The 14,484-nt window shown below is 60.4% G+C and carries 14 protein-coding genes; 5 read left to right on the top strand and 9 right to left on the bottom strand.

All coding sequences use genetic code 11. From position 1 onward, the window contains the following. The first annotated feature begins 9 nt into the window (after positions 1-9). On the top strand, positions 10-1,206 hold the full coding sequence (locus AYR66_RS13040) for an HlyD/EmrA/EmrK family protein (protein ID WP_088707826.1): 1,197 nt from the start codon (positions 10-12) through the stop codon (positions 1,204-1,206). A 10-nt stretch (positions 1,207-1,216) separates the two neighbouring features. Beyond that, positions 1,217-2,770 carry a DHA2 family efflux MFS transporter permease subunit gene (locus tag AYR66_RS13035; protein WP_088707825.1) on the top strand — a complete coding sequence of 518 codons (1,554 nt, stop codon included), beginning with the start codon at positions 1,217-1,219 and terminating at the stop codon, positions 2,768-2,770. Between the two features lie 134 nt (positions 2,771-2,904). Here the strand turns inward: AYR66_RS13035 and AYR66_RS13030 are convergent, their stop codons facing one another. From AYR66_RS13030 to AYR66_RS13000, 7 genes are all read right to left on the bottom strand, one after another. Further along, positions 2,905-3,882: a Bug family tripartite tricarboxylate transporter substrate binding protein gene (locus AYR66_RS13030; protein WP_088707824.1), complete on the bottom strand. Its 978-nt coding sequence runs from the start codon at positions 3,880-3,882 to the stop codon at positions 2,905-2,907. Positions 3,883-4,495: 613 nt separating this feature from the next. Beyond that, complete coding sequence (locus AYR66_RS13025) at positions 4,496-5,503, bottom strand: TRAP transporter substrate-binding protein (protein WP_088707823.1); 1,008 nt, start codon at positions 5,501-5,503, stop codon at positions 4,496-4,498. 21 nt (positions 5,504-5,524) lie between these two features. Further along, positions 5,525-6,802: a TRAP transporter large permease gene (locus AYR66_RS13020; protein ID WP_088707822.1), complete on the bottom strand. Its 1,278-nt coding sequence runs from the start codon at positions 6,800-6,802 to the stop codon at positions 5,525-5,527. Next, positions 6,799-7,350: a TRAP transporter small permease gene (locus tag AYR66_RS13015; RefSeq protein ID WP_088707821.1), complete on the bottom strand. Its 552-nt coding sequence runs from the start codon at positions 7,348-7,350 to the stop codon at positions 6,799-6,801. The genes AYR66_RS13020 and AYR66_RS13015 overlap by 4 nt, the downstream gene beginning before the upstream one ends. A 31-nt stretch (positions 7,351-7,381) precedes the next feature. Beyond that, complete coding sequence (locus AYR66_RS13010) at positions 7,382-7,933, bottom strand: gluconokinase (protein WP_234814894.1); 552 nt, start codon at positions 7,931-7,933, stop codon at positions 7,382-7,384. Positions 7,934-8,038: 105 nt separating this feature from the next. Beyond that, complete coding sequence (gntR, locus tag AYR66_RS13005; RefSeq protein ID WP_088707820.1) at positions 8,039-9,073, bottom strand: HTH-type transcriptional regulator GntR; 1,035 nt, start codon at positions 9,071-9,073, stop codon at positions 8,039-8,041. A 101-nt stretch (positions 9,074-9,174) separates the two neighbouring features. Continuing rightward, complete coding sequence (locus AYR66_RS13000; protein WP_170942134.1) at positions 9,175-10,068, bottom strand: LysR family transcriptional regulator; 894 nt, start codon at positions 10,066-10,068, stop codon at positions 9,175-9,177. Between the two features lie 113 nt (positions 10,069-10,181). Here AYR66_RS13000 and AYR66_RS12995 point away from each other — a divergent pair, with 113 nt between their 5' ends. From AYR66_RS12995 to AYR66_RS12980, 3 genes are all read left to right on the top strand, one after another. After that, a complete protein-coding gene (locus tag AYR66_RS12995) occupies positions 10,182-11,087 on the top strand; it encodes a DMT family transporter (protein WP_170942133.1) in 906 nt (301 codons plus the stop codon). A 51-nt stretch (positions 11,088-11,138) separates the two neighbouring features. Then, positions 11,139-11,882 (top strand): pirin family protein, encoded by a 744-nt coding sequence (locus tag AYR66_RS12990; RefSeq protein WP_088707817.1) that lies wholly within the window; start codon positions 11,139-11,141, stop codon positions 11,880-11,882. 643 nt (positions 11,883-12,525) lie between these two features. Further along, the gene (locus tag AYR66_RS12980; protein WP_088709794.1) at positions 12,526-13,434 is read left to right on the top strand and encodes a LysR substrate-binding domain-containing protein; all 909 of its coding nucleotides are present in this window, start codon (positions 12,526-12,528) and stop codon (positions 13,432-13,434) included. Between the two features lie 45 nt (positions 13,435-13,479). Here AYR66_RS12980 and AYR66_RS12975 read toward each other — a convergent pair whose 3' ends face one another. Both AYR66_RS12975 and AYR66_RS12970 read right to left on the bottom strand, forming a co-directional pair. Next, entirely contained in the window at positions 13,480-14,301 is an 822-nt protein-coding gene (locus AYR66_RS12975) for an enoyl-CoA hydratase (protein WP_088707815.1), read from the bottom strand. 12 nt (positions 14,302-14,313) lie between these two features. Next, positions 14,314-14,463 (bottom strand): aldehyde dehydrogenase family protein, encoded by a 150-nt coding sequence (locus AYR66_RS12970; protein ID WP_420093130.1) that lies wholly within the window; start codon positions 14,461-14,463, stop codon positions 14,314-14,316. Positions 14,464-14,484 lie beyond the last annotated feature (21 nt).

Genomic DNA, 14,484 nt, shown 5'->3' with positions numbered 1-14,484 from the left:
GGAAACGCCATGGACGCATCTACATCCGCAGAAACCGCAGCGCCCCAAAAGGTGCAGGCCGCACAGGCAAGCTCGGGGACGCCGAAGCGCAAGAAAGTCTTGCTTGCCATCGGTGCCATCTTTGGCGCCGCCGGGCTAGCCTATCTCGCCTATTGGGCCGTCGTTGCCCGCTATATTGAAGAAACCGACAATGCCTATGTACAGGGAAATGTAGTGCAGGTCACGCCACAGGTCGCCGGAACGGTCAGAAAAATCCTTGCGGACGATACGACGGTCGTGAAAGCCGGCCAGCCGCTGGTCATTCTGGATACCGCCGATGCCGACGTCGCCCTGGCCCAGGCGGAAGCGCAACTGGCACAGACCGTGCGCGAAGTGAGAACGCTGTATGCGACGCAGGCGCAGGCTGGTGCAAATCTCGCCATGCGTGAGGCCGAGCTGGCTCGGGCACGTGATGACCTTGCGCGCAGAAAGGCGCTGGCCGGCTCCGGCGCCGTGTCCGGCGAAGAAATCCATCATGCCGAGGCCGCCGTCTCTGCAGCGCAGGCAGCGGTAAACGCAGCACGCGAACAACTCGCGTCGGGGCGTGCGATGACGGACGGCACAACGGTCGCAAGCCATCCCAACGTGCAGCGTGCTGCCGCGCGTGTCCAGGAAACCATGCTCGCACAGGCCCGCGCCACACTTTACGCGCCGACCAGCGGCGAGGTGGCCAAACGTAATGTGCAGGTCGGACAGCGCATCGCACCGGGCGCTCCGCTGATGGCCATCGTCCCCCTTGACGCGCTCTGGGTTGACGCCAACTTCAAGGAGTCGCAGTTGCGTGACATGCGCGTCGGTCAGCCGGTGAAATTGACGGCCGACGTCTACGGCAGCAAGGTGCATTACGATGGCAGGATCGCTGGCTTTGCCGCCGGCACCGGGGCGGCTTTTGCGCTGCTTCCCGCACAGAACGCGACCGGCAACTGGATCAAGGTAGTGCAGCGCGTTCCGGTACGCATCGTGCTCGATCCGAAGCAGCTCGCTGAACATCCGCTGCGTGTCGGCCTGTCGATGCACGTGGAAGTCGACCTGCACGAGCAACAAGGCGCGCACCTGGACCAGGCGCCTGTCCCTGGCACGCTGACTGCGTATGAGTCGGCGGATACGACCGTCATCGCAAAGAGCAAGGCACGCACCGAAGCAATCATCGCTGCCAACCTCAAGTAAGGGCACGACCATGGCAACTCCAGAAGCAGACAGGCAACAGGCGGCAGCACCCCTGCATGGTCTCCCGCTGATCCTGCTGACGATTGCGACCGCGCTTTCCACATTCATGGAAATCCTCGACATCACGATCGCGAACGTGTCCATTCCGACGATTTCGGGTGCACTCGGCGTTTCGTCGAGCCAGGGTACCTGGATCATCAGCGCCTATTCGGTGTCGGCGGCCATTGCCGTTCCGCTGACTGGCTGGCTCGCGCGCCGGGTAGGTGAAGTGAAGCTGTTCACCATTTCGGTCCTCATGTTTACCCTGATGTCGGCGCTAGCCGCGTTTTCAGTCAACCTGCCGATGCTGGTCATCCTGCGCCTGCTCCAGGGTTTCGTTTCAGGACCGATGGTGCCGTTGTCGCAAACGCTCCTTGTGCGCAATTTCCCGCCCGAGAAGCGCGGCGCCGCCATGGGCTTGTGGGCGATGACGGTGATCCTGGCACCGATTGCCGGACCGCTACTCGGCGGCTATATCAGTGACAACTATCACTGGTCGTGGATCTTTCTGATCAATATTCCCATCGGTCTGTTCGGTGGCATGACAGTGTGGGCGCTGATGCGCAAGCGAGAATCGCCGACGGCGAAACTTCCTCTGGATGTGGTCGGCCTGGTCCTGCTGGTGGTCGGCGTCGGCAGCCTCCAACTGATGCTTGAAATCGGCAAGGATTATGATTGGTTCGCCTCGCCATTCATCGTTGCGCTCGGCATCGTCGCCGTCGTCACGATCACATTCTTCATCGCCTGGGTCCTGACCTCGCATCACCCTATCGTCGATCTGCACCTGTTCAACGACAAGAACTTCCGTTTCGGCGTGATCGTTCTCTCGGTAGGATTCATGACCTATTTCGGCACCGTGGTGATCGTTCCGCTTTGGTTGCAGCTGGTCATGGGCTACACCTCCACGCAGGCGGGTGCGGCGATGGCGCCGATCGGCTTTTTCATGCTGATCCTGGCGCCGATCATCGGCCGCAATGTCGCACGTCTCAACCTGCGTGCACTGGCAACCTTTGCCTTCCTCGTGATGGGCGGCGTGTCGCTATGGAACACGCAGATGACACTGGACGCAACCTTTTGGAACATTGTCAACCCGCGGCTGGTGCAAGGCTTGGGCATGGCCTGCTTCTTCCTGCCGGTGCAGACCATCATGCTATCCAACATTACGCCGGACCACATGGCGGCGGCATCCAGCCTGTCGAACTTCCTGCGCACGCTCGGCGCCGCAATCGGAACGGCAATCAGCGTGACATCATGGGAGCATCTGGCGGCGCGCAACCATGCGCAGCTGAGCGAGCACGTGTCGCCTTTCTCTGACGCGAGCAATCAGTATCTCGCCGCGCTGCATGCCGGCGGCTTGACGCGCGAGGAAGCGTTCGCCGTCGTCGATCGCATGCTGAATGCGCAAAGCTTGATGATGGCGACCAATGAATTTTTCTTCTACTGTGCGATTGCCTTCTTCTGCCTGACCGGACTGATCTGGCTGACCAAACCGGGCAAGGTCGGCAGTCCTCCGGCGGCGCACTGATGCCAGACGGAAGGGCCTCATGGGGACGGCCCTCCCCGCAACGTCATTAATGTGCGAACCATCAAGGTACTCGGATGCCGCTATCAGGCTCTTACTCCTGTGGCTTCAGACGGACAGAGCCGAGACCGCGATGATTACTCAGCTTTCACGCCCGCTTTCTTGATTAGCGCGCCGAGTTCGGCTTTTTCCTGCTTGATGAAGTTGTCGAACTGGGAGGGGGACATCTTTAATGCATCTGCACCGAGCGATGCGAAGCGTGCCTTCACCTCTGTCGAATCGAGAGCCTTGCTTACTGATCCATGGATCTTCTTGATGATCTCCGGGGGAGTCTTCGCGGGAACCAGCATTCCCACCCAGAAGTTGAAGTCAGACGCGGCTACGCCTGCTTCAATCGTCGTGGGCACGTCCGGCAGCAGCGGCGTTCGCTTGGCGGTGCCGACCGCCAGCGGCAGCAGCTTGCCGTCCTTGATTTGCGGCACGACAGAAACCAGCGGTGCGAACATGAAATCCACACGTTTCGTTACTGTCTCAATCACGGCTTGCGGTGTGCCCTTGTATGGAATGTGCAGGGCATCGAACTGGGCCTGGGCGCGGAATTTCTCGGCATTGATGTGGGTGGCGCTGCCAGAGCCGGCCGATGCGTAATTCAGTTGGCCCGGCTTCTTCTTGGCGGCGGACACGAGGTCGGCCACAGACTTGTAGCCCGAGGATGAGGAGGTAATCAGCACATTGGGCAAGGTTGCCAGCGTCGTGATGCCCGCGAAGTCCGCGAGCGTGTCGTAAGGCAGCTTGTCATAGAGCGCCGGATTGGCTGCATGCGCGCTGGATTGGATCAGAAGGGTGTACCCATCCGGTTCCGCTTTGGCGACCACGTTGCTCCCGATCGTGCCGCCGGCGCCGGGACGATTTTCCGTGATCACAGGTTGTCCGAGGTCCTTGGCCATGTATTCCCCGACGACGCGCGCGACGACATCGGTTGCACTGCCGGCGGTAAACGGAACCACCATTGTGATGGGCTTGTTCGGATAATTCTGTGCGAATGCCGGCGCGCCGAGGCAGCATGCGGCAAGCGGCAGCATGGCGAATCGAGCGGATCTGAAGAGCGTACTCATAAAAACTCCTTTAAAGGGATTTTGCTGTTTACTTAATGAGCGAACGGAAGTTCACTCTCAGAATTACTGCGTCCTCATCCTGCGGAGCGGTTTTCCCGGCTGCTTCGCGGTCGCGCGCCAGATCGCGGCGGCACGGTCGTCACAATGTGCATAGAGTGTTCAGCGCACTGCCCTGCGAATGGTCGTGGCTGATGCGCTGGAATTGACGATATTTGTGCCGTCCGTGTCCTGGCCTCAAATCGGCCAACCCGGATCCATTGCAATGCAAACGTTTGCATGCGTTGGATAATAGTTGGTACGGCGTACCATGTCAACGATCTGTAGGCTTTTCTCTTACGCCGACGCGGTAGAAGCTGGAATTAACCGTGCAGCCGTTTGCATTGAATTTAGCGCTGAATTCCGAAATGCGGCATACCGTCGCAGGGCGGGCGGCGAACGCGAGCTAACCCGAACCGGTATCGGGCTTGCAAAACGGCAATGCGGCTCAATCGGAGTCCCTGCACGGCCGCATCAGGAGTGGAGCGGGCGTGGCCAATTATGTCGAGATGACGTTCGACAAAATGAAGCGGCCGGCCTTCCTCCCGGAAGCCGGCCGCCTGCTGAATGGTGGATTTTACTTACGCAGCTTTTCGAGGTCGCCCTGAAGATCCTTGATCAGTTTGGCATGTCCGTCATTGGCAAACTTGAACATGGCCTGGCGAGACGCTTCCTGCATGCGCTCGATCTCCTTGTCGCTTACAACAGTGATTTGCATCCCCTTCGACTTCAGGAAATCGATGGCCTTGGCGGATGCCGCGCGCGAGTCCTTGCGTTCAAAGTCCCGTGATGCCGCAGCCGCTTCCTGGATTGCCTTGCGCTCGTCATTGGAAAGGCCATCCCACCACCTTTTGCTGGCGAGGACAATCCATGGGCTGTACACGTGCTTTGTCATGGAAAGGTACTTCTGCACTTCGTAGAACTTGCTGGACTGGATGGTGGTCACCGGATTTTCCTGTCCGTCGACGGTGCCCGTTTCAAGTGCCGTGAACAGTTCCGAGAACGGCAACGGTATCGCGTTCGCGCCAAAGCCCTTGAACATGTCGATGTATACCGGGTTCTGCATCACGCGCAGCTTGATGCCCTGCATGTCTTCCATTCTCGAGACCGGACGTTTGGAGTTTGTCAGGTTGCGAAAGCCGTTCTCCCAGTACACCAGGCCGACAAGTCCCTTTTCCTGGAGCTTGTCCGCCAGCTTCTGGCCGAAGGGTCCATCGAGGATCGCGTCCGCTTCGCGTTCATTACGGAACACGAAGGGCAGATCGAATACACCGAACTCGCTGACAATCCCGACAAGCGTTGCGGTCGAGCCCACCATCATTTCCTGTGCGCCGCCGATGAGCGCGTTCTGCATCTGCATATCGTTACCCAGGCTCGCGCCGCCAAAGCCCTTTGCCTTCAGCTTGCCTCCGGTGCGCCTGGCGAGATCGTCGGCAAAGAACTTCACTGCCCTGCCCTGGTTGCTGTCTTCGGCCAGGCCGTAGCCGAAGCGAATCATGCGCGGCTTGTAGTCTTCGGCACTGGCGCCGGCCATCAGTCCTGCGAGGGCGAGCGCGGTAAAAATGGAATGGCATAGTTTTTTCATTTCTACTCCTGAGACAGATAGTTAGCGGAACCAGGCCATCGGAACGGTAATGATTCCAGGGAAAACAACGAACACCGCCAGCAGCGCCACGTAGCCCGCAAGGAAAGGCATCACGCCACGCGTGGCGGACTCCATCGAAATCCGTGCGACGCCGCAAACGACATTGAGTACGGTGCAGATCGGCGGCGTGATGAGGCCGATGGTGCCGACCAGGATGAACATGACGCCAAAGTAGGTTGCGTCGATTCCCGCATGGGCTGCGATGGGCAACAGCACCGGCCCCATGACCAGGATCGTCGGGGTGAGGTCCATGACAATGCCGACTGCGAGCAGCAGCAGCATGATCGCCGCCATCAGGATCCGCGGATCGTCCATCAGTGGCTGGAGGAGCGAAATTGCCTGCTCCGGCAGGTCGGCGAGCGTCACCATATATGACGACACCAGCGCGCCGGCAACCAGGAACATGACGGCGGCTGTGGTGGAGGCGGCATCGACGAACAGTTTCACGATGCCGGCAGGCTTCAGCTCGCGGTAGACAAAGACACTCACGAGCAGCGAGTACGCGGCCGCCACGACTGCCGCTTCAGTCGGGGTGAAGACGCCTCCCTTCAAGCCGCCGATGATAATCACCGGCAGCAACAGCGCCCATGTACCATCCCTCAGCGCCTTGAGGCGTTCCGGCCAGGAGGCCTTTGGCTGCTCGATGGCAGACATTCCCGGGGCAAGGCAGCGCCAGATGCAGATCAGCACAAGACCCATCAAGATGCCTGGAACGATGCCTGCCATGAACAAGGCGGTAATCGATGTGTTGGTGGTGACGCCGTAGATGATGAACGGCATCGACGGCGGGATGATCGGCGCGATGATCCCGCCTGAGGCAATGAGACCGGCCGATTGCGGGACGGGATATCCATGATCGCGCATCATCGGAATGAGAAGTGTGGCAAGGGCGGCGGTATCGGCAATCGCCGAGCCCGAAAGACTCGCCATGAGGACCGATGCCCCGATGGCGACATATCCCAGCCCGCCCTTGATGTGGCCCACCAAGGTGACGGCGAGCTGGATGATGCGGCGCGAAATGCCGCCTGCATTCATCAGTTCGCCGGCAAGAATGAAGAACGGCACCGCCATCAGCGGGAAGTTGTCCGCTCCAGAAAGCAGGTTCTGTGCGACGAGCTGGGCATCGAAGAAGTCCAGGTGGAACATCAACACGACACCCGTCAGGATCAGCGCGAAAGCAATCGGCATCCCGAGAAGCATGAAGGCCGAAAGCGCGGCAATGAATAGCGTGAAAGTCATTCGAGTGCTCCTTGCGGATGTGCCGGCGCAGCCTTGGGGGAAGTGTCGTCGTGAGGGGCGGGCGTGCCCGGAACGACCGCCGCCGGGTGACCGGTGAGGATGAGCAGAAGGTTGTTCGCCACAATCAGCATCATGGTGGCGGCGCATAGCAGTCCGGCCGCTGCCATCAATGCGGTCGGATAGCCGAGGACGGTCGAACGGATGTTCATCCCTATCACCGTTTGTGTCCAGCTGCCGTGCAGGAAGAGCCATAGCGCATAAAGGATCAGCAAATGGCTGGCGACTGCGCAAACCTTGCGCGCGGATGGCGGCAGCGCTGCCTGGAGCATCTCGACGCCGAGGTGCGCGTGACGGCGCGTGGCGAGGATTGCCCCAAGGAAGATCAGCCAGACAAACATCAGGCGCGCGATTTCTTCCGCGGCCGCGATGCCGGTGTTGAATGCATAGCGCAAGACTACGTTGCCAAAGACGCAGCCAGCCATGATTGCCAGTGCCAGCGCCATCAGAATTTCTACGGTCCGCTCAAGGCGGCTCACCAGGGATTTCATTGCTCTCTCCTATCTCCTACTCATTCTTCGATCATGTTTTATCGATGCATTCGAGAACCTTTTTGACCAGCTCATCCGGGGGCAGACCCACGTCCATCACGACGCCGGTTTCCGATGCATCAAGCGGCTGCAGGTCGCGAAACTGGCTGTCGAGCAAGGACACGGGCATGAAATGGTTTGGCCGCACGCGCATGCGCTCCTCGATCAGGCTGCGGGGCCCCGAAAGGTGGACAAATACGACGTCCGGATCGCCTTGCCGTAGCAGGTCGCGGTACTTGCGCTTGAGCGCGGAACAGGACAGGACCAACCCTGCTCCGCCTTTTCTGGCCAGGGCGAGCTCTTCCGACAGGCGCTCCAGCCAGTCCTCGCGATCCGCATCGTCGAGAGGAATGCCGGCCGCCATCTTTTGTATGTTGTGCCGGGAGTGGTAGGCGTCTCCTTCAATGTGGCGACACCCCAGGCGCTCGGCCAGTCGCGCGCCGATTTCACTTTTTCCGCATCCACTGACCCCCATGACGACGTAACGCCGCGGTTCCGCGCCCTGCGATGCTGACTTGCCGCCACTGTCTTGCCCTGCCTTCATTTGATTCCTTTGTTAGCGCTAACAGTGAATGGCATTTTAGTGGATATGGACGGCATGTAAACAGATTTTTATTGTGCAGCGCAGCGTAGCTGCGCTGCCGGGGAATCAGGTGCTCTCGCGCGCCATGAGCGTGAAGCCCAGGTCGATACGGCGCTGCTCCGGCTGCTCACCGCAGATAAGCTGCTTCAGGAGCGTCGCTGCCTCGAAACCGACGCGGTACCGCGGAGTGGAGATGGTCGTGACAGAAGGATTCATCCAGGCTGACGCCGGCAGGTCGTTGAAGCCGCAAATGGCGAGCTGCTGCGGAATCGCGATGCCGCGGCGCTGGCACTGGAAAATGGCGCCGTAAGCAAGGTCGTCGTTGCAGCAGAAGACCGCGTCGCAATCAGGCGCACGCGCCATCAAGCGTCCGACGAGTTCCGCGCCCAAGGCAATCGTCGAAGGATCGGAGACCAGTACTTCACGCCGGCTGTCATAGAGCCCGGCCTGCTGCAATGCATGCCGGTAACCGTCCGCACGCTTGAGTGTGCGCTCGTCGAGCTGCGCAGCAATAAACCCGATACGCCGGTAGCCCTTCACCAGGAGATGGCGGGTAATGGTGTGGCCGGCGTCAAATTGCGACATGCCGACTGAGTAACGGTCCGGATCGTCGGAGAGGTCCATCATCGACACCGTCGGAATACCCGCCGCGGACAGCATTTGGCGCACTCTCTCGCTCTGGGTCAGGCCAGTCAGGAGCACCCCGTCCGGATTGGACTGGAGATGGATGTTGACGAGCTTTTCCTCTTCGGCGAAGGAATAGCGCGTATTGCCGATCAGCACTTGGTAACCCTCTGCATCGACCGCGTCCTGCACCCCTGCCAGCACATCAGTGAACACCGCGTTTGAAAGGGAGGGAATGAGTACCGCAATGACATGCGAACGTGCGGACGCAAGCGCGCGCGCAGCACGGTTCGGGACATAGCCGAGCTCGCGGATCGCTATCTCGATCTGGCCGCGCAGTTCCTCGGACACAAGCTCGGGGCGGCCAATTGCGCGGGAAGCCGTCATGGTGGAGACGCCAACTGCCTTGGCCACGTCGGCCAGGGTCGCGCGGCGCCGGACGCGGCCGCGGGACGGGTTGCTGGAATCGTTCGGCATAAAAGGACGTCTCGGGAAAATAAATTGATAGCGCTAACTATGATATCCGCAATTGTGCCGAAGTAAAAGCAGAGACAGCGACTGTTAATGGCATCACTGCCCTACCTTATGGCAGCGCTCTGCTGCGCGACGAATTCGATGAAGGCGCGCACCTTCGGCGAAATTGCACCGGTTTGCGGCAACATCGCGAAAAGACGATGCGAAGGTGGCTGCCATTCTTCCAGGCAAGTAATGAGCTGACTGGTCTGCAACAAATCCTCCACGACCGGAAGCGGTGTCTGCGTTATTCCCGTCCCTTGCAATAGCGCTGCGCGCAACATCACGCTGTTGTTGCAGTGGTAATTGCCCTGGACTTGGACTGTGATGGCAGACTTTCCTTCCCTGAATACCCATTCGCCCGGCATCTGGGACAACGTGTAAACCAGGCAGTTGTGTTGGGTGAGGTCAGCGGGAGTCCGCGGCTTGCCTGCCGCCAAAAAATAGGCGGGGCTCGCAACAAGCACATGCGGGATCTCGCCGAGCGGCTTGGCCATCATGGAGGAATCCTGCAGCTTCCTGCTGATGCGCAACGCCATGTCGAAGCCGCCATCCAAGAGGTCCACGTAATGATCATTTGCGACGACATCCAGGCGGATTTCCGGATACTGGCGCAGGAAAAGCGGCAGCCGCTGGCTAAGCCAAAGGATGCCGAAAGAGGTGGGAACGCTGATACGCAGGGTCCCGCGCGGCACATCGACCAGTTGTTGTACGGCGCGCTCGGCATGGTCGAGCTCATCCAGTACGCGCACACAATGCGTATAGTAGATGCGCCCTGCCTCGGTCAGGCTCATCCTGCGCGTGGAGCGCGCCAGCAGACGTGCTCCGAGGTGCTGCTCAAGTTGCGCAACCAGCTTGCTGATGGTACCCGGCGTAACGTCAAGCAGCTCGGCGGCGCGCGAGAAGCTGGTAGTTTCCACTACCCGCCGAAACGCGCGCAATGAAAGCAGGTTATCCATACCCAAATCTCCCTCATTTTTTCCAAATTGGAATAAATTATGTTCCTCGCATGGGATTTTTTCCATCAAGGGAGGCCAGTAGACTGACGTCGTCCAGTGAACCGGAGCCCGACATGCCTACCCTTCAAACCGCAATCACAAGCGGACAGCGCCTTATGAACAAGCCGCTGACGCTGCTCATCATGACGGGCATCCTGCTCGGCGCAACCTTGCCCGTTGCCAGGCTTGCCAGCGGCGCCGGATGGTCGCCCATCCCCTTTACCTTCTGGGCAGCGCTCGGCAGCGGGCTCATCCTGTTGATTGCCGGCCGGAGAGGACGCATGCTCCTGTCCGCTCATGTCGCCAAGTACAGCTTGATCGCCGGCATTCTTGGTGTCGCCCTGCCGAACAGCCTGGCCTTCGTCGTCATGCCTGGACTCGGCACCACCACGACCTCGCTCGCCTACACCTTGCCCCCGCTCTTTACCTATGCCTTCGGTTGGATGGCAGGAATGGAGCGCTACCGGGCCAGCCGCCTGGCCGGCGTGTTGCTTGGCATGGCGGGCGCGGGCCTGCTTGTTCTCGGCAAGCCCGCTCACCAGGCGGCGCCTGGCGCCGAAGTGCTGCTGGCGCTCGGCATCCCGCTCAGCGTCGCCGCCGGAAACGTGTATCGGAAGCGCTATCTGCCGGAAGGGTATGACGCACCGACGCTGGCCGGAAGCATGCTTGTTGCCGGTGCTGCCGCATTGCTCCCCCTGTTGCTGGCAAGCGATCCCGGTCCCGGGGGCAGCACAGACTGGCCGCTCGTGCTCCTGCAGTGCACGTTCACGAGCCTGGGTTACCTTGTTTACTTCCGCTTCCAGAAAGTGGCGGACCCGGTTTATTTCAGCCAGCTCGGCTATGTAATGTCGGCGACCGGCGTTCTCGGCGGGGTACTCCTGTTCGGCGAGAAGCTGACACCATGGATGCCCGTCGCCGTAGCTGTCATCGCGGCCGGCGTTGTATTGGTCAACCGGCGTCCGGCGCAAGCGCTCGCCTGAGCCGGCGACCGCAAACATCGTTACACAGGCTGCCTGGCAGGAGAAGAAAGAATGGCATCGTTAGACATACGCCGAGGTGCAGACCGAGGCACGCTAAAGCTGGATTGGCTGTACGCACGCTTCAGTTTTTCGTTTGGGGACTACCATGATCCGGATCGCAACGGATTCGGCCCCCTGGTTGCGTTGAATGAAGACGTCATACAGCCTGGAACAGGCTTCGCCATGCATCAGCACAGGGACATGGAAATCTTCATCATTCCTTTGTCGGGCGCAATCGAGCACCGCGACAGTCTCGGCAGCCATGCTTACGTCTATCCCGGCGACGTTCAGAAAATGACTGCGGGCTCAGGTATCTGGCACAGCCAGATGAACGCCTCCATGACCGAGGAGGATCACCACCTCCAGGTCTGGGTGCGCCCGCGGACGCGAGGCGCAACGCCGGCGGTCGACCAGCGCCGCTTCGACAGAGGCCAAAGAACAGGACGATGGCAAGCCCTCGTCACTCCTGACGGCCGAGGTGGTAGCCTGACCGTGGACCAGGACGTTTCGATTCTTGCCGGGATACTTCTTCCAGGGCATGTGCTGGAAATGGCCGTTCCGGCGTCGTCCAGCGCCTACCTGCATGTTGTCCAGGGTTCGATACGCGTGGAAACGGCAAGGTCGATGCCACTCGCACTCGAGGGCGGCGACGCCCTCGCCATGACAATGAGCGGACAGTTGCAGCTATCAACGACATCTCCGGACGCCGAAGTTCTAGCGTTTGTCTTCCCTTCCGCGTCCATCGCGGGAAGCTGAGATTCGGCTCCCCGTGTCAAGCAACCACGAACGCTTCTTCGAGCGCATCGCGCGATGACTGCCGGGCGAGTGAAACCACGGTTGAATCATTCCGACAAGGTGCTAGTCTAAATTCATATACGGTACGCACAGACAGCAAGCACGCGGGAGCAAATCAAATGGCTATTCGCCTGGAGCGCTGCCCGAATCCGGAATGCACGAGGCAATACATTCTTGAGCAGTTCAGCAGCGCCTTTGGTGACAAGAAGGAGCGCGGAAGAATACGCTGTCCCTATTGCGGCGGCAGCAGGGAGGGGAATGCTGCCAGCGCCTACCGTTCGCGCCCCCTGCCGGCGCACTTCGAGGAATGGACTGACTTGTACCTTTCCTGATCATTCAAAAAATTTGAACGACTACACCTGGTCGATGCGGCCCTTGCCAAGCCGTTCGATTGTTCCGGGAGTTCGCTCGCGGCTGCAATGCACCGGCGCACCGGAGATCACTGAAAGCGCTGCCTCCAACCTCCGGAAATCCGGTACAGGAAGGTCCCGGACGGCAACGCATCTTGCCGTCAGGCGCCGATATAATGAAGCCGTATCCCGTCAGCACCGGGAAGGTTTTCGATGTAGCGGAGCGCGAAGGAATCGCCTGGCAGTCATTTGATATGAATCTGGACCAACTGGAAGCGTTTGAACTCGTCGCCCAGCTCGGCTCGCTGTCCAAGGCGGCAAAGGCAAGCGCGGTGGCGCAGTCACTTATCAGCAGGAAGCTGGCTCAGCTTGAAGCGGAATGGGGGGATCGCCTGTTCCATCGCACGGGACGGGGGGTGGTGCTATCCGAATTCGGAATGCGCATCCGGCCCCACATCCAGCTCATGCTGGCACAAGCGGAACAGCTGCGCAACGAAGTCAAGGATGCCGCCGGCGTACCGATCGGCACTGTGCACCTCGGCGTGCTGCCGTCCATCTCGCGTGAACTGACCACCGCACTGTTCTCTCGTGTTCGCGCATCCGCGCCCGGCGTCCGCCTGCGCATCACGGAGGGCTTCAGCGGCAACCTGGATGAGCAATTGGCGTCCGGCAGGCTGGATATCGCTGTCATCAATCGCTACGGGCAAAGCACACCCGCCGGTGAGGAAGCCTTGGGGCGCATCGATACGTATGTGATCGGCGCGGCGGGCAATGCGGACCTCGCCGGGCAGAAATTTCCATTCACCGACCTCAAGGGAAAACTCCTCGTCCTGCCGCCCGCACCGAACGGATTGCGCAGCGCGCTCGACCATATCGCCCGCCAGAAAGGATTTTCCCTCGATGTCGCCATTGAAGTGGATACGCTTGCCGCCATGAAGGAAGTCGCGGCAAGCGGAGAGGCTTTGACTATCCTGCCGTTTCCGGCCGTCGTGCAGGAAGTGGCGGCAGGGATATTGCGCGCGGCCCGCCTGGTGCAGCCCGGCATTCCTCGCACCGTTACCCTGTGCATCACCAAACAGAGACCGCTTACGCGCGCCGGCCGGTTTGTTCTTGCGGAATTGCGAGAGCTCGTTCCCGAACTGCTTGTGCGTACTACCCGGTAGCGTTTGCGGTCCGGGCCGGCCGGGCGGCACGTGTGCGCAGCGGATTCACTTCCCGGTAAATCGTGCGGGCCGCTTTTCGATGAAATGGCGGACGCCTTCGCTGAAGTCTTCGCTCTCGATGCTGTGGAACATTTCCTCGTTCGCCAGCATGACCGCTTCCGACAGTGTCTGGCAAGGCGCCTCCCAGAGCTGGCGTTTCATGACGCGGAGCGAACGAGGGGATACCGTAGTCGCGAGCTCCGCGGCGTACTTCAGCGTTTCCTCCAACAGGGTCTCCGCCGGAAAGACACGGTTGAGCATGCCCATCGCAAGCGCTTCCGGGGCAGTCAGCTTGCGCGCCGAATAGAGCAGGTCGGCAGCATGGCCGGGACCGACGACCCTCGGCAGTATCCATGCAATCCCGTGCTCGGCAATCAGGCCGCGCTTCGAGAATGCGGTGCTGAACACCGCCGATTCCGATGCGAAGCAGATGTCGCTGTACAGCGCAAACACCATGCCCAGTCCCGCCGCCGCGCCATTGACGGCGCTGATGACGGGTTTGCGGACGGCCGGCATGTAGGTGTAGCGTGCTTGGTAGTCGGCGCGCCGGTTCATGTCATAGGGGCGCATCCACTCCGCCGCGCGGATGTCGCCGGGAGGAAGGACTTCCAGTTCATCGATGTCCATTCCGGCGCAGAATGCCCTGCCCTTCCCGGTCAGGACGATCACGCGCACACGTTCATCCCTGTCCAGCTGGTCGAACGCCAGGCGCAACTCGGCTTCCATCACCTTTGTGAGCGCATTCATTTTCTCCGGACGGGAAAAGCTGACGACCGCGATCATATCTTCCGGTCCGGTCCGCGTTACTTCGATCTGTTTGAATTCCATGCTGCAAGTCTCCTATCTGGGCATCTGGACTGAGCGCGGCTCGAGGAACTCTTCAATGCCGAAACGACCGCCTTCACGGCCGATGCCGGAAAGCCCGAAACCGCCAAACGGCGCGCGTGCATTGAATGGCGCGCCGTTCACGTCCACCTGGCCGGCGCGAATGCGCCGGGCGACGCCAAGCGC

It is taken from the genome of Noviherbaspirillum denitrificans (genome assembly GCF_002211445.1).
In the GTDB taxonomy this organism is placed as follows: domain Bacteria; phylum Pseudomonadota; class Gammaproteobacteria; order Burkholderiales; family Burkholderiaceae_D; genus Noviherbaspirillum; species Noviherbaspirillum denitrificans.
The sequence above is the reverse complement of the archived record's forward strand: the minus strand, read 5'-3'. Positions and strand labels throughout refer to the sequence as shown.

What these genes read in the sequence shown, in the direction of transcription:
- AYR66_RS13040 (WP_088707826.1), top strand. Translation starts at nt 10, where the DNA reads ATGGACGCATCTACATCCGCAGAAACCGCAGCGCCCCAAAAGGTGCAG.
- AYR66_RS13035 (WP_088707825.1), top strand. Translation starts at nt 1,217, where the DNA reads ATGGCAACTCCAGAAGCAGACAGGCAACAGGCGGCAGCACCCCTGCAT.
- AYR66_RS13030 (WP_088707824.1), bottom strand. Translation starts at nt 3,882, where the DNA reads ATGAGTACGCTCTTCAGATCCGCTCGATTCGCCATGCTGCCGCTTGCC.
- AYR66_RS13025 (WP_088707823.1), bottom strand. Translation starts at nt 5,503, where the DNA reads ATGAAAAAACTATGCCATTCCATTTTTACCGCGCTCGCCCTCGCAGGA.
- AYR66_RS13020 (WP_088707822.1), bottom strand. Translation starts at nt 6,802, where the DNA reads ATGACTTTCACGCTATTCATTGCCGCGCTTTCGGCCTTCATGCTTCTC.
- AYR66_RS13015 (WP_088707821.1), bottom strand. Translation starts at nt 7,350, where the DNA reads ATGAAATCCCTGGTGAGCCGCCTTGAGCGGACCGTAGAAATTCTGATG.
- AYR66_RS13010 (WP_234814894.1), bottom strand. Translation starts at nt 7,933, where the DNA reads ATGAAGGCAGGGCAAGACAGTGGCGGCAAGTCAGCATCGCAGGGCGCG.
- gntR (WP_088707820.1), bottom strand. Translation starts at nt 9,073, where the DNA reads ATGCCGAACGATTCCAGCAACCCGTCCCGCGGCCGCGTCCGGCGCCGC.
- AYR66_RS13000 (WP_170942134.1), bottom strand. Translation starts at nt 10,068, where the DNA reads ATGGATAACCTGCTTTCATTGCGCGCGTTTCGGCGGGTAGTGGAAACT.
- AYR66_RS12995 (WP_170942133.1), top strand. Translation starts at nt 10,182, where the DNA reads ATGCCTACCCTTCAAACCGCAATCACAAGCGGACAGCGCCTTATGAAC.
- AYR66_RS12990 (WP_088707817.1), top strand. Translation starts at nt 11,139, where the DNA reads ATGGCATCGTTAGACATACGCCGAGGTGCAGACCGAGGCACGCTAAAG.
- AYR66_RS12980 (WP_088709794.1), top strand. Translation starts at nt 12,526, where the DNA reads ATGAATCTGGACCAACTGGAAGCGTTTGAACTCGTCGCCCAGCTCGGC.
- AYR66_RS12975 (WP_088707815.1), bottom strand. Translation starts at nt 14,301, where the DNA reads ATGGAATTCAAACAGATCGAAGTAACGCGGACCGGACCGGAAGATATG.